The sequence below is a fragment of the Paenibacillus sp. SSG-1 genome (assembly GCF_002224835.1).
GTDB classification, from domain to species: domain Bacteria; phylum Bacillota; class Bacilli; order Paenibacillales; family Paenibacillaceae; genus Paenibacillus_AQ; species Paenibacillus_AQ favisporus.
Genome location: NZ_MBRK01000001.1, coordinates 401,827 through 420,663, shown reverse-complemented (window position 1 = coordinate 420,663; position 18,837 = coordinate 401,827). Strand labels below are relative to the sequence as shown.

General features: G+C 54.1%; 13 protein-coding genes. 1 reads left to right on the top strand and 12 read right to left on the bottom strand.

Going from position 1 to position 18,837, the window contains the following annotated elements; translation table 11 throughout:
* Positions 1–10: 10 nt before the first annotated feature.
* The 4 genes from BCV73_RS02085 to BCV73_RS02070 form a co-directional block, all read right to left on the bottom strand.
* Positions 11–946: an ABC transporter permease gene (locus BCV73_RS02085; protein ID WP_076170525.1), complete on the bottom strand. Its 936-nt coding sequence runs from the start codon at positions 944–946 to the stop codon at positions 11–13.
* A 124-nt stretch (positions 947–1,070) separates the two neighbouring features.
* Positions 1,071–2,720 (bottom strand): peptide ABC transporter substrate-binding protein, encoded by a 1,650-nt coding sequence (locus tag BCV73_RS02080; protein ID WP_076170526.1) that lies wholly within the window; start codon positions 2,718–2,720, stop codon positions 1,071–1,073.
* 246 nt (positions 2,721–2,966) lie between these two features.
* Positions 2,967–3,974, bottom strand: coding sequence for an asparaginase (locus BCV73_RS02075; protein ID WP_089545785.1), 1,008 nt, complete (start codon positions 3,972–3,974; stop codon positions 2,967–2,969).
* Between the two features lie 24 nt (positions 3,975–3,998).
* Positions 3,999–5,177, bottom strand: a complete 1,179-nt coding sequence (locus BCV73_RS02070) for an ROK family transcriptional regulator (protein ID WP_089545784.1) — start codon at positions 5,175–5,177, stop codon at positions 3,999–4,001.
* A gap of 484 nt (positions 5,178–5,661) precedes the next feature.
* On the opposite strand from BCV73_RS02070, the gene BCV73_RS02065 reads away from it, so the two are divergent.
* Positions 5,662–6,897 (top strand): MFS transporter, encoded by a 1,236-nt coding sequence (locus BCV73_RS02065; protein ID WP_089545783.1) that lies wholly within the window; start codon positions 5,662–5,664, stop codon positions 6,895–6,897.
* Between the two features lie 153 nt (positions 6,898–7,050).
* Here the strand turns inward: BCV73_RS02065 and xynC are convergent, their stop codons facing one another.
* From xynC to BCV73_RS02025, 8 genes are all read right to left on the bottom strand, one after another.
* Complete coding sequence (gene xynC / locus BCV73_RS02060) at positions 7,051–8,337, bottom strand: glucuronoarabinoxylan endo-1,4-beta-xylanase XynC (protein WP_089550065.1); 1,287 nt, start codon at positions 8,335–8,337, stop codon at positions 7,051–7,053.
* Positions 8,338–8,805: 468 nt separating this feature from the next.
* Positions 8,806–9,822, bottom strand: a complete 1,017-nt coding sequence (locus tag BCV73_RS02055; RefSeq protein ID WP_089545782.1) for an endo-1,4-beta-xylanase — start codon at positions 9,820–9,822, stop codon at positions 8,806–8,808.
* 162 nt (positions 9,823–9,984) lie between these two features.
* Complete coding sequence (locus BCV73_RS02050; protein WP_179232121.1) at positions 9,985–10,944, bottom strand: carbohydrate ABC transporter permease; 960 nt, start codon at positions 10,942–10,944, stop codon at positions 9,985–9,987.
* Positions 10,945–10,946: 2 nt separating this feature from the next.
* Positions 10,947–11,906, bottom strand: a complete 960-nt coding sequence (locus BCV73_RS02045; RefSeq protein ID WP_089545781.1) for an ABC transporter permease — start codon at positions 11,904–11,906, stop codon at positions 10,947–10,949.
* 90 nt (positions 11,907–11,996) lie between these two features.
* The gene (locus BCV73_RS02040) at positions 11,997–13,691 is read right to left on the bottom strand and encodes an ABC transporter substrate-binding protein (RefSeq protein WP_089545780.1); all 1,695 of its coding nucleotides are present in this window, start codon (positions 13,689–13,691) and stop codon (positions 11,997–11,999) included.
* A 131-nt stretch (positions 13,692–13,822) separates the two neighbouring features.
* A complete protein-coding gene (locus tag BCV73_RS02035) occupies positions 13,823–15,367 on the bottom strand; it encodes a response regulator transcription factor (RefSeq protein WP_089545779.1) in 1,545 nt (514 codons plus the stop codon).
* Between the two features lie 26 nt (positions 15,368–15,393).
* Positions 15,394–17,223: a sensor histidine kinase gene (locus BCV73_RS02030; RefSeq protein WP_256992719.1), complete on the bottom strand. Its 1,830-nt coding sequence runs from the start codon at positions 17,221–17,223 to the stop codon at positions 15,394–15,396.
* Positions 17,201–18,763 (bottom strand): response regulator, encoded by a 1,563-nt coding sequence (locus BCV73_RS02025; protein WP_089545778.1) that lies wholly within the window; start codon positions 18,761–18,763, stop codon positions 17,201–17,203. The genes BCV73_RS02030 and BCV73_RS02025 overlap by 23 nt, the downstream gene beginning before the upstream one ends.
* Between the last annotated feature and the right edge of the window lie 74 nt (positions 18,764–18,837).

The window sequence follows — 18,837 nt, the reverse complement described above, 5'->3', positions numbered from 1 at the left end:
CGTCATGTCCTCACTCCTTTCCCGATGCCAGACGGATCCGCGGATCCACCAGGCCGTACAGCAGATCCACGATCAGCATGACGAATACATAGAAGGCGCTGTAAAAAATCGTGATCCCCATAATCGTGGAATAATCGTTCATTTTGATCGAGTCGACGAACAGGCTCCCGATCCCCGGAATCCCAAAAATATTCTCAATGACGAGCGAACCTGTCAGCAAATTGACTACGATCGGACCAAGAATCGTAATGACCGAAATGAGCGAGTTGCGGATCACGTGCTGGAACATGATGCGCGCGAACCCAAGCCCTTTTGCCTTAGCCGTCGTGACATAATCCTGCTCAAGCACCTCCAGCATCTCTGTCCGTACAAACCGGGCGATCAAGGCGATGACGCCGACGCAGAGCGCAATGGACGGCAGGATGGAGCTGGGATAGCTCTCCCAGAATGCGACCGGCAGAAGCCCCCATTTGAGCCCGACAAAATACTGCAGCAGCGCCGCAAGCACGAAATTCGGCACCGACACGCCGAGAACGGCGATAATCATGGTGGCGTAATCCCAGCCGGAGTTATGGCGGTAAGCGGCGATGATCCCGAGGATCATGCCGATGGCCAGTCCCAGCAGAACCGCTTGCAGACCGATCAAGGCCGAAGGTCCGATCCGGCTCATGATGATGTCCTTTACAGGTTGACCGGTGTAGAAAAACGACGTTCCCAAATCGCCTTTGACAATATTTTTTAAATAGTTCACGTACTGCACGCCAACCGGCTTGTCCAAGCCGTAGCTGGCATAAATCATCTGTCTTTGTTCCTGCGGCAGCTGCTGAAGCTTCTCTTCATCGAACGGAGTGCCAGGCAGTGCTTTCATCAGGAAAAAGGTGGCGGTCGTAATAATAAACAACGTCAGCAGTAAGTATACGATCCGGATGCCGATATACCGTTTCAATGTTGCACCTCCCAATACGCGGGGCCTTCAAAATTTTCATTACGTCCCGGAGCTTGATCCAGGAAAGGGAAAGAGAGAAGCCGCGCTTCTCTCCTCTCCCGATACATGCCCATGTGAAGCGGCATTACTTGATGCTTGCATATTTAAAGTCAACCGGGTTGCCGTATGGATGGTAGTCCAGTCCTTCGACTTTATCGCTCAGCAGGTAGGAGTATCCGCCGAAGTAGATCGGAACGACCACGACGTCTTCTGCCGTCAGAATTTTTTCGGCAGCCAGCAGCATGTCGATCCGTCTTGCTTCGTCCGTTTCTTTCTTGGCGTCAGTGATCAGCTTGTCGTACTTCGGATTTTCATAGTTTCCGCGGTACGGCGTGTGGTTTGCCCACAGATCCAGATACGTCATGGCATCATCATAATCGGCGCCCCATGCGGTAATCGCCATTTGATACTGGCTGTTGTCCATCAGCTGTCCGCGGGCTTTCGCCGTTTTGGTGTCGATGGCCACGTCGATGCCGAGGTTTTTCTTGAACTCGCTCTGCATAAAGGTAGCGACGTCCTTCGTTTCGGAGGTGTCCGCTACGAGCATCGTAATTTTAGGCGCTTTACCCAGCTCTTTAACCCCTTGCTCCCAATAGGATTTGGCCTTTGCCGCATCCGGCGTGATCAGGTCGCCCTGCATTTCGCGGAAGCTTTTGCCTCCCGTTGCGCTCATTTGGTCCGGAATCAGTCCTGTAGCGGCCTTGGAACCGTTGTTCAGCACCTGGTCTGCCAGCAGTTTGGAGTCGAAGCCGTATTCCAGCGCTTTGCGGATGTTGATGTTGCTCACGCCGTCCGCCTTCAGGTTGAACTGCAGGTACGTCGTTCTGAAGTTGATGCCTGTTCCGAATCCAGGGTCGGACTTGGATGCATTGACATCGGAAGACTGCAGCAGCACACGGTCAAGCTGTCCGGCTTTATAAGCGTTCAGCGCCGTGCTCTTTTCCTTGATGACTTTCACGTCCACTTTGTCCACCTTGACGTTCGCAGCGTCCCAATAGCCGGCATTCTTCTCGAGCACCGCACCGCTGGCGGCATCGACCGAAGTCAGCGTGTAAGGACCATTGAACAGCATGTTTTGCGGGCTCAGCGCATAGCTTTCGCCCTGGGACTTCACGAATTCCTCTTTCATCGGGAAGTACGGAGCCAGCGAAGTCAGTCTCAGGAAGTAAGGCGTCGGCTGCTTCAAATGAACGACCAGCGTCTTGTCATCCTTCGCTTCGATGCCGACTTTGTCCGCCGAACCGCCTTCTGCGTACTCGGCTGCACCAACAATGTAGTCCGTCATAATAAAGGAATAGCCGTTGGTTCCGGTTTTCGGATCCATTTCACGCAGCCAGGCGAACTTGAAATCGGCTGCCGTTACCGGCGATCCGTCGCTCCATTTGGCGTCAGCGCGCAGCTTGAACGTATACGTCAGCTTGTCTTCGGACAGCTCCGAGCTTTCTGCCATGGCCGGCTGGGGCTCGTTCTTCGGATCGAGGCGGTACAGCCCTTCTCCGATATTGTTCAGCACCGTAAACGATACGTCGTCGGATGCCGCCCATTGATTCAGGTCTTTAATTTCGCTTTCTACAGACAGTCTCAGCTCTTTGGACGCCGTCTGTGCGGCATTGCCCGTGTCCCCCGTCGTGCCCGAGCTCGCGCCTTTACTGTCGCCGCCGGTGAACGAGCATCCTGTGAAAATGGCCGATACGACAAGCAGCGTCGCCAGCAAGCTTACCTTTTTCCTTTTCATTGCATGTCCCACTCCTTTATGTCCCCTTTGTGAATGTATGATTGCACCGCCGTTTCCGAAGGAAGCCGCGGGTGAATCCGAATCTCTTGTGCTCATTCATGCTGAAGAACTTCCGGTACTGCGTGTCAATGGCAATCAGGTGCTTGGTCTCTCCTGCTTCCTCTATTCGTTACTGCCGAAATGCTAGTTTCGTAGATCGAACAATTTTTCGAAAAGGAGAGTATTACTTTATTTAGAAGCTTGCGTTTACTTACCTGCCAGGGTAAAAGCGGCTCTGCGCTCGCCGACTACAATGTGGTTGTCGTTCTTGATTTCCTTTGAAACGACCGTATACAGACGGTCAATCGTGGCCTGGTTGCTGTATCCGATTTGCTCGAGGATCGAAGCAACGGCGATCGGCCACGGTGTCTCCGAGCCGTCGATCACTTTCAGCGCAAAAGCGACGCGTTCCCGAATTAAAGAGAAGCAGTAGACACCTTTGGCTCCACCCTTGGCGACGATGTTGTCGTCCCGCAGCAGCTCCGAGCAGATAAACTGATGGCTCGCGATGCTGTCCGGCGCAGCGTGCATATAGCGGACCATACGCTGCACGGCTTCCCGCGTCCCGGCATCACGGATCAGCTCTGGGCAGGCCAGCTTCAGGTATGCCGTGGCGATCGATTTCAGCGGCAGCGCAAAGATCGGAAATCCGCAGCCGTCAACGCCTACTTTAATCTGATCGACCGGATATTCGGCCATGTCCGCGAGCGTGTGAAGGATGTCCTGCTGCAGCGGATGCGATGGCTGCCAGTAAGTCTCGGTCGGCAAGCCCATCTCCCTCGCCGCAGCCAGAATGCCGAGATGCTTGCCGGAGCAGTTATGATACAGCTTGCGCGGCGGTTTATTTTCCCGCATGAGGGCGAACTTCGGCTCATCGTTCAACGGATAGGTCGGGCAGCACAGCAGCTGCTCTTCTTTGAGGCCGGTTTTGGCCATAATCGATTCCAATGCTTCGATATGATACGTTTCGCCCCGGTGGGAGGCGGCGAACATGGCGGCTTCCGCATCCGTCAGCCCGTACTTTTCGGCGATGTTCTGCTTCATGACCGGGATCGCCTGGAACGGCTTGGCCGCCGAACGCAGGAAGGTCATATGCTCCGCATCGCCCACCTCATAGATGACTTCTCCTTGATCCGATACGCCGCACAGCACGCCGAGATGCACGTTCTCCAGCACGCCGCCGCGGTATTCCTCCACCAACGGTTCCAATTTCATACGTCAACACCCGCTTCGTTAAATTTAGTCTGCCTGCTCCATCTGTCTGTCGATGTCCAGGAACAGGTTTTGGGCCAGTATGCCCGATCCGATCACCACGCCGTCACTCTCCAGAGCCGAGTAGACGATCTGGAACGTTCCGCGCAGCGGCTCCCACACAAATTGATCCATGCATTTGTCCGAAATGAAGTCCCGGACTTCAGGGAAGCTTTCCACCAGCTTGCCGGTCAGAATCACCGTATCCGGGTTGTATACGCAGGCGATGTTGCTGACCGTGACCGCTACGAAAGTCATGGCCCGGTCTACAATGCTCGCCGCCCAATACTCTCCGTCCTTCTTCGCCTGAAACAATTCCTCCAGCGATCCGATCGGTTTGATTTTGTTGGCCTGCTCAACAAGCGACGCTTCAGCGATATAGGTCTGCAGGCAGCCGACCTTGCCGCACTCGCACAGAAGGCCTCCCGGGTCTACTACCGTATGCCCGATTTCCCCGGCACTGTTCGTCTCCCCGCGATAGATTTCCCCATCGATGATCAGGGAGGAGCCGACCCCGCTGCCGAAGCCGATCAGCACCGAGCGGCTCGATCCTCTCGCCGAGCCATATTGGTGCTCGGCCAGCGCACGGACTTTCAGCTCGTTATCCACGGCAACCTCAAATCCGGTCAGCCGCCGGAGCTCCCCGGCGATGTCAGTCTGCTTCCAGCCAAGCTGCGCGGACAGTACCACGCTGCCCCCGGCGTAATCGACAATGCCTGGCAGTCCGACGCCGATGCCGACCACCTTGCGGCGGTCGATGTCCTCCGCCAGGATCAGCTCCTCGATGGCCGAGGCGATACGCTCCAGCGTTGCCTCCGGCGTTTCGCGGGAATCGCGCGTCACCTGCGTACTGTGAACCACTTTGCCATCCAGGTCCACAATGCCGATCCGGATGCCGCTGCGGTCGATTTCAACGCCCACGGAGAGCACCGAGCCGGGATTCACATGCAGCATCACAGCTTTCCGTCCGACGCCGGTCGTCGTCTGCTCGATCTCATGCATAAAGTCCTGCTGGAACAGCTCGGAAACGATCCGGCTGACCGTCGTAGGACTCATTCCTGTCAGTCTGGCGATCTCGGCACGGGACAGGGGCGAGTGTTTACGGATCAGTTCAAACACCGTACTTCTGTTTTTCCTCCGGATATAATCCTGATCGTGCTTCTGCATCGGAGACGGTCCTCCATTTTAATTAATTTCACCTATGGAGAAAATCTTGGTAGGAAAAAGGAACACAGCGGATTCAAACTCGGCATTTAGGGATAATTACCCGAATTAGCGTCCGACTTTGGTCTTATAATTTCTCCAGTGATGTTATTAATTGAACTTTAATAGAATTGAGATTTCGTGTCAATATATATGTCATGTTTTTGTCGAAATTCGTCTGAATTTCCGTTTTTGAGGAAATTCCATCGAATGAAATGCAAATTTTCAGATTTAGGTTTTCAATAAAAATCCCAATTAAACCGCTTACTATAACACTTTGTGTCAACTTTTTATTTCAAAGATTAGAATGTTTCGGCCCTTTACAAGCCCCCTATCTAACCAGTAACCGTGAAACTTTTTCTGAAAATCCCCTGTTTTCCTGTTACTATGGAGAAAGAACATGATCCGGACGGCGACGGTCTGGTTACAGAAAGGTTGAAGCTGCAGCATGAATTCTACTTCTACTCCAGATTTGCATCCCCGTACGACGGCAAAAGGCAAGGAACCCTTTCCTGTCTCCCTTCTGTCGCTGACGGTGGGCGCCTTTGCGATCGGCATGACCGAATTCGTGATCATGGGCATTCTGCCAAATGTAGCCGATGATCTGAACGTAAGCATCTCCACAGCCGGGCAGCTGATCACAAGCTACGCGCTGGGTGTAGCGGTCGGCGCCCCGATCCTGACCATCTTAACTCACCGGCTTCCGCAGAAGCTGCTGCTCTGCCTGCTGATGGCGCTGTTCATTCTCGGCAACGGCATTGCCGTCATCGCACCGAACTATACCGTGCTGATGGCAGCCCGCCTCATAACGGCGTTGTGCCACGGCACCTTCTTCGGCGTCGGCGCCGTCATCGCTTCCGGCCTTGTCAAGCCGCATAAGCGGGCCGGAGCAGTATCCATCATGATGGCGGGCCTGACGATCGCCAACATTATCGGCGTGCCGGTGGGCACCTTTGTCGGCCAGCACCTGGGCTGGCGCGCCTCCTTCGGCGCGATCATGGTGATGGGGATCGTGGCCCTGATCGGCATCGTCCTGTTCATCCCGCGGATCCGCCGCGATGAGTCGGCCAGCCTGGGCAAGCAGTTCAGGGCGGTAGCCCAGCCCAAGCTAATGATCATCCTCCTGGCCTGCGCCGTTGGCAACTCAAGCTTGTTCGCCGTCTTTACGTATATCGCCCCGCTGCTGGAGCAGGTGACCGGATTCCATGAAAGCAGCGTCACCTGGATTCTCGTCCTGTTCGGCATCGGGGTCACGGTCGGCAACATGCTGGGCGGCAAGCTCGCCGACTGGAGGCTGATGCCCGCGATCCTGGGCATCTTCCTCTCCATCTGTGTGCTGCTGACGATTTTCACTTTTACCGTCAAAAGCCCCGTTGGCGCAGTCGTTACGATCTTCCTGTGGGGAGCCGCTTCGTTTGCGGTCATGCCAGGCATTCAGGTGAAAATTATGAACCTGGCGCAGGAGGCACCCGCGCTCGCCTCGACTTCCAATCACTCCGCCGGGAATCTCGGCAACGCGTTCGGCGCCTTCTTCGGCGGATGGGTCATCGACGAGATGGGGCTCACCTCCCTGCCTTGGATCGGCGCCCTGCTCGTCGGGCTCGCCTTCCTGATCGTGCTGGCCGTCTATATGCAGGAGCGCAGACGGCAGACGGTTCCGGTGGCGGGGACGGTTAGCAAGTAAGACCGGACTTGAGCATATGCCTGAGATTAGAGTGATAAGCAAAAGAACACCTCCCTTGAAAGGGAGGTGTTCTCTTTTTGTTACATATCATTCCCGATTAACGAGCCGGCGGGCCGAAATCATCATCCTGTCTCACCGTTTAGTTTGCACCGTTTAATGCGCCAATTCACCTACGAAGGTTGTCACGCTCTGGGCAGGAAGTTGGGCCGTAAAAGAACCGCCCTTGATTTTAATCGAAGATCCGGCTGCCATATTTCTGCTGGCGTCCGTTACCCATGGGGTGACCTTCGACGCCTTGCCGTTTTGCAAGGTGAAGGTTTGGCTTACCGCTGAGGTGCCTTTGTTAATGGCCACAATCACGACCTTGTTGTTGCCTTTATATGCAGAGGTGTAGACGTTGGTATCGGGGTTCTTCGTTGCATCGACCCTGACATAACCGGGGCGGACAAACTTGGAGAAATGAGCCATATTATACCCGCGCTTGCTTATCGTACCGTCCTCTTTCATAGGACCATACTGCCTGCGGATATACCACCATACGTAAGCCTCGAAATCTCCCTCTACCATCGCATGATGAATATGATAGGACACGTCAAGCGCCTCGGGCCACCGATCTGCAGAGTTGGCATCGCTGTTCGGATAATATACTTCCGTCATCCACAGTTCTTTGCCCGCTCCCTTCTGCTTGAAGAGAGGATACGCGAAATCGCCGATCTGGGTCCCGTACAGGTGGGTACCCAAAATGTCCATATTGGCCAGGGCCTGCGGATCGTTCAGAATAGGGTCGGACATGTTTTTCAGGTATTGGAACGATTCCGGCGCGATAACCCGGCAGTTAATGGAGCCTGCATTTTCCTTCATAAAGCGAAGCATCTCTTCAGGGGTCCACCACGTCCAGGTATGGGCATAATCAGGCTCATTCTGGACGGATATCGCATATAGATCCACACCGTTGTTCTTCATGAACGTAACGAAATCGTTAAGATACTGGGCATAGTCGGCATACTTGTCGTATCTTAGCCGTTTGGCCGACGTATCTCCATTCCGGTTGAACGTCTCTGTCATATCGCTTGGCGGATTCCAAGGGGATGCAAACACAATAGCTCCGTGTGCAATCGCACTCTTGGCCGTTTCGACTTCCTTGCTCCAATTGTTCCGATCTTCATCTACATGAATTCTGAGGATGGAAAAGCCGAGCTGGTTGTCCCCATTGCCAAAAGCCGTTTCTCTTTGGGCTTCCGTCAAATCCCCGATCCAGACGGGGTGGTTGATTCCCCCAAAACCGCGAATGACCTGTTTTTCCGCCGATAAGTTGACGGTGGCGTTACTTGAAGCCGACACCTGAGCCGGCCCCGGCACGGCCAGTACGATCGACAGGGCCGTTACACCGGCTAACCATCCGCAAACCGATTTTTTCAAACGTGACCACGTTGCATGCATTTCCATCAATACCTCCATTCTCTTGATAGAATCGTTTAGCTATATAGATTGAACAAAAGTGTTGCACTGAACTTCCTGTTATAACCGCCCAAATACGGCCGATAACATTCTTTTTTAGTTCATTCTATATTGCCGGATTAAAATTCGGTTTCCTCTCACCCCCCTGTTTAAGTCTCGACTTCCCCTTCATCTCAGATTCGGATAACCATCGATGGGCGAGACCCCAATCCCTCGCTCAGCCAGCCGCTCTTTGATATCAACGCTTCCCTGTCGGTAAGACGCATGACGTTTCTGCCCGAACCCCATCGAAGTTTCCATGTAACGAATGTATTCCGATTTAGAACATTTCCAATTGGTAAAGGAATGAGCCGTCCCCCGTAGATCATAGGAGAACGGCATCATCTAATACCAGGCGCTTGCTTGCTGCAAGCTGCAAGAATCCGCTTCTTCGCTATTTTGCGTTTTCGCCTACTCCGCAAACAACGCGGCGATCCGGTCATAAGCCGGCTTCGGACGGTGCTGCGCATCGAACAGCATCGGCCAGTTTTTGCGGCCGCGCACCGGGAAATCGTCCAGCCACGTATAGTCGTCGGCCGCCCCCCAGAACGTCACCCCGCTGATGACGTCGCTGTACTCCTTCAGCAGACCGAACACGCCCTCGTACAGCTCTGCCTGACGCTCGAGCATGCCCGGCTCCGGCGAAGTCAGATCGGCCCGCCTGTCATCGAAGCGGAAGACCGACACGTCCAGCTCGGTGAGCTGCAGCTGCAGGCCGAGCGAAGCATACTTCTCGATCGCCGCGCGGATATCGTCCAGGGACGGATCGAACAGGTTCCAGTGCGCCTGCAGGCCGATGCCGTGGATCGGCGCGCCTTGCTCCAGCAAGGACTTCACCAGCGCATAGATTTTATCCCGCTTGGCGGGATGTGATTCGTTGTAGTCGTTGTAGAAGAGCAGAGCTTCCGGATCGGCGTCATGGGCGTATTCGAACGCCCTGGCGATAAACTCCGGCCCGGCGATGCCCAGCCACTTCGACGGACGCAGAAGCGCGTCGCCTTCGTCGGCGATAACCTCGTTGACCACATCCCAGGCATAAAGCCGGCCCTTGTACCGCCCCACCACCGTATTGATATGCGAGCGCAGCCGCTCAAGCAATAAGGCCTTGCCTGCCGGCCGTCCCTGGCTGTCCTCGAACAGCCAGTCCGGGGTTTGATTATGCCAGACAAGCGTGTGCCCGCGCATCGCCATTTGGTGCCTGCCGGCGAAATCGGCCAGCAGATCCGCATCCTCAAACGTATACACGTCTTCCTCCGGATGAACGCTGACGAACTTCATTTCGTTTTCCGCGGTAATGCTGTTAAAATGGTGCGCCAGCAGCTGCTCCTGCGACCGGATCGTCCGCGGATTGACCGCCGCCCCGATCCGGAAATGCTGCGCGAAGAGATCCTTCAGCGCCTGCTCGGTATGCGTGCCCGTTGAATTCATGACAGACTCCCTCCTGCCTATGGGTGTTAATTTGGACTTTAGTGAAATCCGGCGGCCGCCACGATGACCTCTTGGGAGGCCACTAAAAGGCCCCTATGCGGTTCGGTTCTCTTAGGGTTCGAAAAATCGCCATCCACTGCTCTTTTCCGTTTTTTGACTCGGTTACTCTTTCACGCTGCCGACATTCAGTCCGACCACAAAATACTTTTGCAGAAACGGATAGACCACCAGAATCGGAACGGAGGCAACAATCGTTATAGCTGCGCGGATCGAGAGCGGCGTCACCATCGATACCGCGGTTTCCTGGTTCACGCCGACGCCTGCCGCCACGTTCGGATTGCTGTTGGAGTTCATACTCGACGAGAGCAGCTTCATCAGCTCATACTGCAGTGTACTGAGCTCCTGTCTGGAAGACGTGTACAGGAATGCGTCAAACCAGGAGTTCCATGCGCCTACGGCCACAAACAGTGCGATGGTGGCCAGCACCGGTGTACACAGCGGGAAAATGATCCGCAGGAAAATTTTGAAATCGCCGGCGCCGTCGATCTTGGCCGATTCGACCAGGCTGTCCGGAATCGTTCCGATATAGGTGCGGATAACGATCATGTTGAACGCGCTGATCATGGACGGGAAAATATACACCCAGAAGCTGTTCAGCAGGTGCAGGTCCTTGATCAGGAAGTATCCCGGGATCAGGCCGGCGCTGAAGTACATCGTCAGCACGAAAATGACGGTGATCGGCTTGCGTAAGACGTATTCCTTCCGGCTCAGCGTATACGACAGCATCGTTGTCAGGAAGATGTTCAGCACCGTGGACAGCACGGTCCGTGCCACAGAGATCCAGAATGCGTCATAAATCGTGCCCGATGCGAACACCGCCTTGTAGTTCTGCAGCGTCCATTGCCGTGGCCATAAATAAATGCCTCCGCGGATCGTATCGTTACCCGCATTCAGCGACACGGCGATCGTGTTCAAAAACGGATACAGCGTGACAACCACCAAAAAGATCATAAAAATCGCATTAAACGTATTGAACAGCACCGGCTCAACCTTGCTCGAGCGCATGCTTTTTCTTATCGTAACACCAGCCGCTCCCTGCGGGCTGATTTGATGATTTTCCATACTCATAACAGCCTCTCTTCCCCAAGCCGCTTTGCGGTCCAGTTGGCCACCAGTAACAGGGCGACGCTCACGACCGTTTTAAAGATCCCGCCGGCTGTGGCAAGTGAATAGTTTCCTTGAGCAATCCCGTATTTCAAGACAAAGATATCGATCGTTTCGGCCCAGTCCACGACAAGCCCGTTGCCGAGCAGGTACTGAACCTCAAAGCCAGCGTCCAAAATATGGCCGATGGACATGATCAGCAGAATCACGATCGTGGATTTGATCCCCGGCAGAGTTACATGAAACATCTTCCGGTAGCGGTTGGCTCCGTCCATCTCCGCCGCTTCGTACAGCGCGGGATCGATCGACGCCATGGCGGCCAGATAGATGATCGTGTTCCAGCCCACTTCTTTCCACACATGGGAAGCACCGACGATGCCCCAGAAATACTTTCCTTCGCTAAGCCATAAAATCGGTTCCTTGATCAGATGCAGCTTCATCAAAATATCGTTGACAATGCCGTCGGAAGCCAGCGAAGTGGCTACGATCCCGGTCACGATAACCCAGGACAAAAAGTGCGGAAGGTAAGAAATCGTTTGTACCGTCCTTTTCCAAATGACCTTTCGAATTTCGTTGAGCAGCAGCGCGAGCACGATTGCCGTTACGAAACCAAGCACGAGATTGATAATGCTCATCCCGAGCGTATTGCGCAGCACCCGCATAAAATCGTCATCGGTAAACAAAAATTTAAACTGCTTGAATCCGACCCAGTCCTGTTGGCTGAAGGAACGCGCCGGTTTGTAGTTCTGAAATGCCATCGTCCAGCCCCAGACCGGAACGTAGGCAAATAAAATGATATACAACGTCAAGGGCACGGACATCCAGATCAACTGCTGCTGGCTCTTCAGCACAGCCCAGGTCAGCTTCCGTTTCTTCTCTGGTTTCCGGACAGCTTTCTTATTGGTTACAGTCACAGCCATACGTTTGCTCTCCTCACCATATTCAAATTCCGGAGCGGGTATCTATAAAGCGGAAGGCGCTCATTAGCGCCTCCCACTTTCTGTGAACCCTTATTTGCTCCAATTATCGATTCTCCACTTGATTTGCTCGTTGATCTTGTCTTCGTACGCCTTGACATCGACCTTGTGAATTTGTGAAGTGTACTCATTCCATACCGAATCAAAATCGGACGGGTTCGCCAAAACTGCTTTCGGCAAATACTTGGTGGATAGATCGTTCAGCTTCGTGTTCGCTACTTTGGCTGGCGATCCTTCGACCAGATCGATGGACCAGGCCGGGTAGTAAATCGGATTCTCCGGCGGCTCGCTGAAGAAATCGACGTAGCTGTCAAAGCCGTAAGCTTCCAGGAATTTTTTGTCGTAATCGTTCAGGCCCGCTTTGTATTCTTCCGGCTGTGCAGCGGCGTCGGTGGAGTTGCCGTCGCTGAAGCTTCCCTCGATTTTCGGCAAGTTTCCGAAAAGGGCGTCAGCTTTGTTCGCCAGCTTCCATGTTCCGTCCGACTGCTTATCGCGCTGCTCCTGGGTTCTCATAAACCGGCCCTGGTCGTTGACGATGTAGTCCTCACCTTCAATGCCCCATGAGAACACTTTTTGCCAATCTTCCGTGATCAAGGTGTCGAGCAGCTTGATGATCTTCACAGGATCCTTTGCATTGACGCTGATTCCGAAGCCGTTGTTCAGGTTAAGCACAGCCCGGTCGCGATAATAGTCCTTCGTGCTTGTGTCATATACGAGCGGAAGTCCCACATACGTCCGGTTAAACTTCTTCTGGGTGATCAGCGAGTTCTCGGCATTCTGGAAGTTCCAGTGCTGGTCGAACATGCCGAGCACCGTGCCGCTGGACAGTTTGGCCAGGTACTGGTCAAAGTTCTGTACGAACGTCTCTTTGTCGATCAGCCCCTGCTCGTTCATTTGATTCAGCTTCTGGTAGTATTGCTTGGCATAATCCTTATCGGCAAAAATTTCGGCTACGCCGTTGTTCACAACAACGCCACCGTCGTTCGGATGACCAATCAGATGCTGAGGCGGGTTAAAGAGACCCCAGTTTTTCCAGTCATAGTTCAAAATCTCAAAACCGATCGTCGGGCTGCCGTCGATGGTCGGATGCTTCGCCTTATACTTGGCGATCAGGTCGAAGTACTCGTCCAGCGTCTTCACTTTCGGATAGCCGGCCTCAGCCAGCACGTCCTTCTGGACCCAGAACGCCGGCCCGGAATACCAGGTGCTGTTCAGCTTGCCGTTGTATACTCCATAGTTCGGCAGAATATAAATGTGCCCGTCGTTCGGGTCCTTCATCATGTTCCAGTATTTTTCATAATGCTTCTTCAAATTTGGCGCGTACTTCTCGATCAAATCCTCCAGCGGAATATAGGCTCCAGCCGCTGTCAGCTTCGTGTTGCCGGTCATCAGATCCGGGTAGTCGGAGCCGGCAATCATGACGCCCAGCTTCTGGTTAATGTCGCCTGCCAAAAACTCAAAATTAAACGTGGCTCCCGTCTCATCCTTGATTTTTTTGTAAATCTTGTTGTCCGGAGTGGGCTGCTGCCCGGCTTCCCCGATGAAAACGCTCACGTTGAACGGCTCCACCTTTCCGTCGCTGCTGCTTCCGGTTGCTGTCTGCCCTGTAGAGCTGCTGCCGTTGTCTGCGCTGTTGTCTTTGCTGCCGCCGCAGCCGGACAGGACTACGCTGAACGTCATCGCCATGAGTATGCCAAGACGAAACAGCGGTTTAAATCTTCCCCCCATGTAAAGCACCTCCGTCAAATTTTAGCCACACCAAGCTTTTTATTGTAAGCCTTTTCATGTAACTGCCTTTATTGTAAAAGCGCTGCCATAGCCGAAACTATATCGGAATTAAAGGAGTCACCTTCAAAACTTTAGAACATCCTTTTTTTGTATTCATTGGGGGACATCGCATGCCTCGCTTCGAACTGCTTGAGGAATTGGCCGTAATGGCCGTAACCGACGCGCTCCGCAATTTCACTGTTCTTCAAACTGCTGTTTTCCAGCAGGCGTACAGCCTCTTCAATCCGCAGGTTATGCAGCATTTCGTTAAAGCCGATGCCGTTCTTCTTCAGCAGCAGCTGGCCGAGATAAACGGGATGCAGGTAGAAGACCTCGGCCAGCTTGCGGATCGTCAGCGGCTCCCGGTAGTGCTCGCGGACGTAGTCGATAATTTCCTGGGCAATGCCCTGGGACTGCCGCTGCTGTTCCCGTATAAAAAAGTCGATGCAGCCCTCGGCGCAGGACAGCAAATCGCCCATCACGTCGCCAAGCGTCATCACGGTGCCGGATATCCGGGGAATATCGTGCTTTTCGATCCAGGGCTCCGCTGCCGGGCCGGCTGCTTCTCGCATATGGCTCATGATTTGATACATGACATGGATGGCGAGTTTTTTGACGAAGTCCGGATTCGGCATGGACTCCCGCAGGCTGGAATCCGCTAACTGTACCGTTTTTCGCAAAGCCGGCTTGTCCAGCAGCGATACGGCCTGGGGCATTTCTTTAAATAGATCCAACCGCTCGAAATGATCCTCAAACTGGAGATGTTCTACCTGCTCGTAAAGGATCAAGCCCGGGGCATGATCAAGGTAAAAGGCATATTGTATGGCCTTCTTCGCCGCCTTGCAGCAGCAGCCGATCCGGTGCAGGCTGTTCTCCGCCTGCCCTGACGCCATAAACACCCGTTGTCCGTCCGCGCTTTCCGACAGCAGCTCCTCCGCCATCGCGTAAGCTGCCTTATCGTTATCCTCTGCCGAGTTCCAACCGTACACAATCCCGAAGCTGCTCGGCTCCAGATCGACCAGGTATATGTATTCCCCCGCCTCTGCCATTGCGGCAGCCTTCGCCCTCAGCCTGGCAAGAGCATCCGGCGCCGCCTGCACCAGGCACATATTCCATGCCGGCATGGCATCCGACAGGCGGGTGACATCCTTCTCCCTGCCGTCCAAGGCGTTCGCACCGCCATTCAGCAGATCTTTAATCATCGAAACCGCCTCTTCGTAAGAAGCCATCCTCGTCAGGCTCTGTTCCTCCCGCTCCCGCACCAGCTCCCGCCGAATGTCCCGGATCTGCTCAGCCGCCTCCTCCGGAATGACCGGTTTGAGCAGGTACGCATTGACGCCGTATCGCAGCGCCTTCTGGGCGTATTTAAATTCACCATATCCGCTGACAATGGCGAATTTGACCGGCGCTGTTCCCTCCAGGCTCCACGCCTCGATCATTTCCAGCCCGTCCATCAGCGGCATCCGGACGTCGGTGATGACCAGGTCCGGCGCCAGCTCCCGGATGAAATGCAGCCCTTCCTTTCCGTTGCTTGCACGGCCGCATACCTCAAAGCCCAGTTCCTCCCAGTCGATCCACAGCTCCAGCCCCTCCAGGGCAGCGGGTTCGTCATCGATCAACAACACTTTAAATGTCATGGTTCCCCTCCTGTATTACGGATCGATCAGCCTGCCATACCGCTTAGAAACTTGATCGGAATTTCAAAAAATACGGTCGTGCCCTGCTGCGGGCTGCTTACGATATCAAAGCGCACCTGATCGTGATAGTACAGCTCAAGTCTCCGGTACACGTTGCGGATGCCGATATTGGCGCCGGACTCGTCTTCGGTCTGTACCGCCTTTTTAATTTCCTTGAGCCGCTCCAGCTCCATGCCTTTACCATTGTCCGCAATAACGATGCGCAGACGCTCGTCGGCAACGTACGCACTGACTGTCACGATGCCCTGTCCGTCGATCGCCTGAAGCCCGTGTTTGCAGGCATTTTCCACAAGCGGCTGAATGCTCATTTTCGGGATTTTGTACTGCAGCGCGTCCGGATCGATATCGAAGCGGTATTCGAATTTGTCACGGAACCGGAACTTCTCGATTTTGAGATACATGTCGATAAACACCATTTCTTCCTCCAGCGTCACGATGTCTTCCTTCCAGCTGAGGAGCCGCCGCAGCAGCTTGGACAGGCTTTTGACGATGTCGGTTACGTCCGTGTAGTGGTTTTTCGTACAGACGACGAGGATCGCATTCAGCGTATTGAACAGAAAATGGGGATTCATCTGGCTCTGCAAAAAGTTCAGTTCGGCCCGCACCCGCTCCATTTCCAGGTTTTTCTGCTGGATTTCCAGCTTGTAGACGTTGTTGATCAGGAACTTGATCCGGCCGGTCATCTTGTTGAAATTGCGGATGAGTCCGCCGATTTCATCACGCCCCTCGTCGATCTGGATCAGGTCGAACTTCTCATTCGTCACCTTCTGCATATGCCGTGCCAGCCGCTTCACGCGGTAATTGTAGGATCTCAGCATAATGAAAATAAATCCCGTCGTGAACAGGGTAATCCCCGCTGCGACGATACCGACATACAATCTCATTTCGTTCATCGCATTGGTGATGCGCACACCCTTGGTGATCCCGATCAGCCGCCATCCCTTGACGTATTTGGCGGTGCCGATGTTGACCGAATGAACGTCCTGTTCCTTGTCCTCAGCAGACAGTTTGAATACCGGGTACGCGTCCGTCGTGCCGGTCTGATATCCGCTCTGGGCCGACATAATGATTTGGTCCCGCTCATTGACCAGGTAAAGATCCAGGTAATCTTTTTCCCGGACAATCACGTCATAAATTTTGTTCAGGTCGATGTCGATTCGCAGCAGCTTCTGATAGTGATCGTAGTTATCAAAATAATCCATCCGCTCGATCACGCTCAAATAAGGAGCCGTAAACACGCTGCTGCTGGCTTGGTTGGCCCGGTACGCTGCGACGAACACCGGATTCTGCGAGTCCTTCCACAATTTATACCAGTCGCTCGCCCGGACCTCGTCATCGATGACGTGGTAGTTCCCTCCGTCGACGATCGTCGGATTATCCGTGAAAATACTGATGCGCTCGATTTGGTTGTTCACCGGAATGTAGCTGGTCACCCGGTTGCGCAGCTGCTCGTCAAAGGCGTCATAAAAATCGATCTGGCTCGCGTATTTCCGGTCGAGTATTTCATACAACATCTTATCGCTGCTTAAGGCATGGCTTACCGCTACTCCGCCGTCGATGAAATCATGAATATCCTTTCTCGCCCGCTCGATCGAGATATCAAGGTTCTGCTCCTCCCGTGCTTTGATCAGGTCCGACAGGCGGTCCGTCACCACCAGGTTGATGACGATCACTGGGAGCAGCACGCCGACGATAAAGATGAGCAGAAATTTATAATTCAGCGGAATATCGTTGACGATCTTCCGGAGCTTGAATTTGCGCGTGGACATCATTTCATCGCTCCCCCATCGGTCCATCCGGCGAATTTCCGGCATCCTGCTTGTAGGCCGAAGGCAGCATGCCGGTTTTCAGCTTGAATTTGTTAATAAAATAGTCCGTGTTCGGGTAGCCCACCTGAAGCGCCACGTCGGAGATTTTGAGCGGGGAGCGCTTGAGCAGCCTTTTCGCCTCTTCGATCCGCTTGTCATTGAGGTATTCGTTAAACGGCTTCCCCGTCGTTTTCTTGAACAGCTGGCCCAAGTAAGTCGCGTTCATATGAAAATGCCGGGCCAAATCCTGCAGCTGCAGCCTTCCGCGGAACTCGCGGTCGACGTATTGCACGACCTGGTAAATGGTGTTGCTCTCGCTGCTCAGCTTCAGCTCGGACAGAAGGGCCCCCGCCTGAAGGCAGAAACGCTCCACATAAGCCTGAAGCGCCCGGTAATCCCTGATTTCGCCAAGCGTGCCAAGCTGCCTTTCCTGTGCCTTCATCAAAGCGGCCGGGTCGCCGTTCAGGTCCTTGATCAGGCCGCAGACGGACCATTCCATATCCGCCACATGGCTCTTCACCCATTCCAGCTCCACAGGAACCGCGGCAATCCATCCGAAGGATTCCCTGACACAAGCGGTGATACCTTCCGGATCCCCTTCCTGCAGCGTTTCCAGAAGCGTTTTGAATGTTTGCAGGAGCAGCTCCCGGTTTACCGGACGGATGCACTCCTGGTAGAAAAACACTCCGCTTTTCCCCAGACAGCGCTTCCGCTCCACGACTTCCACCGTTTGGGCATACAACTCCCGGATCGAGCGCAGACTGCGTTTCGGCTCGCTGACGGCGATAATGACCGGCCCGTCCAGCCGTTCAGTCAGCTCCCGGTGAATCTGGATTGCGGCATCCTGCAGACGGCCCGAAACTGAGGCGCCGGACTGCACGACAAATCCCATTCTTCCGCTTCCGTCCTGAAAAAGACAACCTGTTTCTCCCTCAAATCCTCGAGTCAGCAGCGGACTTACCTCAGCGGAATCGAATACGTTTTCTATCCATACCAGCAAGCATTGCAACTCTGAAGTGCCCTCCAGCTTCAGAGAACGCTTGATCTGCTCCTCCATGGCTTCGCCGTACTCTCCCTGTATCAGCCTGTTCATCATATGGCTGACGGCCAACAGCTCCTTTTTCGCCTGATGATGCTCTGCTTCAATTTCATCGCCGATCTTCCGGCTGAGCTTGACGAGCAGTTCCCCTATCTCATCGTCATCCACCGGTTTAAGCAGGTATTCAGCCACCCGCTGCCGCATCGCCGCCTGGGCGTACGAAAAGTCGTCATAGCCGCTCAGCACAACGAATTTGGGTGGTTTGGCCAGCAGCTGATTCGACTGCTCGATCAATTCAATGCCGTTCAGCACCGGCATATTGATGTCGGTGACCACCAGCTCCGGACGATGCTCCTGAATGAACCGCAGCGCATCCGGTCCGCTCTGTGCCTCCCCGCAAACCTGAAAACCGTATTTGTTCCAGTCGATCATCGTCCGGAGGCCCTCAAGAACCCACGGCTCATCGTCCACTAAAAGTACGTTCAACATCATCCTCGCTCCTTACTCATTGACCCACCTGTTGTAAGCGCATTCACAAAGGTGTGTATGGCAGGTTCCCCTCT

Bases quoted from the DNA above. Each gene is read 5' to 3' on its own strand.
- xynC (WP_089550065.1), bottom strand. From the start codon at position 8,337: ATGCATGCAACGTGGTCACGTTTGAAAAAATCGGTTTGCGGATGGTTA.
- BCV73_RS02035 (WP_089545779.1), bottom strand. From the start codon at position 15,367: ATGACATTTAAAGTGTTGTTGATCGATGACGAACCCGCTGCCCTGGAG.
- BCV73_RS02070 (WP_089545784.1), bottom strand. From the start codon at position 5,177: ATGCAGAAGCACGATCAGGATTATATCCGGAGGAAAAACAGAAGTACG.
- BCV73_RS02065 (WP_089545783.1), top strand. From the start codon at position 5,662: ATGAATTCTACTTCTACTCCAGATTTGCATCCCCGTACGACGGCAAAA.
- BCV73_RS02075 (WP_089545785.1), bottom strand. From the start codon at position 3,974: ATGAAATTGGAACCGTTGGTGGAGGAATACCGCGGCGGCGTGCTGGAG.
- BCV73_RS02080 (WP_076170526.1), bottom strand. From the start codon at position 2,720: ATGAAAAGGAAAAAGGTAAGCTTGCTGGCGACGCTGCTTGTCGTATCG.
- BCV73_RS02040 (WP_089545780.1), bottom strand. From the start codon at position 13,691: ATGGGGGGAAGATTTAAACCGCTGTTTCGTCTTGGCATACTCATGGCG.
- BCV73_RS02025 (WP_089545778.1), bottom strand. From the start codon at position 18,763: ATGTTGAACGTACTTTTAGTGGACGATGAGCCGTGGGTTCTTGAGGGC.
- BCV73_RS02045 (WP_089545781.1), bottom strand. From the start codon at position 11,906: ATGGCTGTGACTGTAACCAATAAGAAAGCTGTCCGGAAACCAGAGAAG.
- BCV73_RS02030 (WP_256992719.1), bottom strand. From the start codon at position 17,223: ATGGACCGATGGGGGAGCGATGAAATGATGTCCACGCGCAAATTCAAG.
- BCV73_RS02050 (WP_179232121.1), bottom strand. From the start codon at position 10,944: ATGGAAAATCATCAAATCAGCCCGCAGGGAGCGGCTGGTGTTACGATA.
- BCV73_RS02055 (WP_089545782.1), bottom strand. From the start codon at position 9,822: ATGAATTCAACGGGCACGCATACCGAGCAGGCGCTGAAGGATCTCTTC.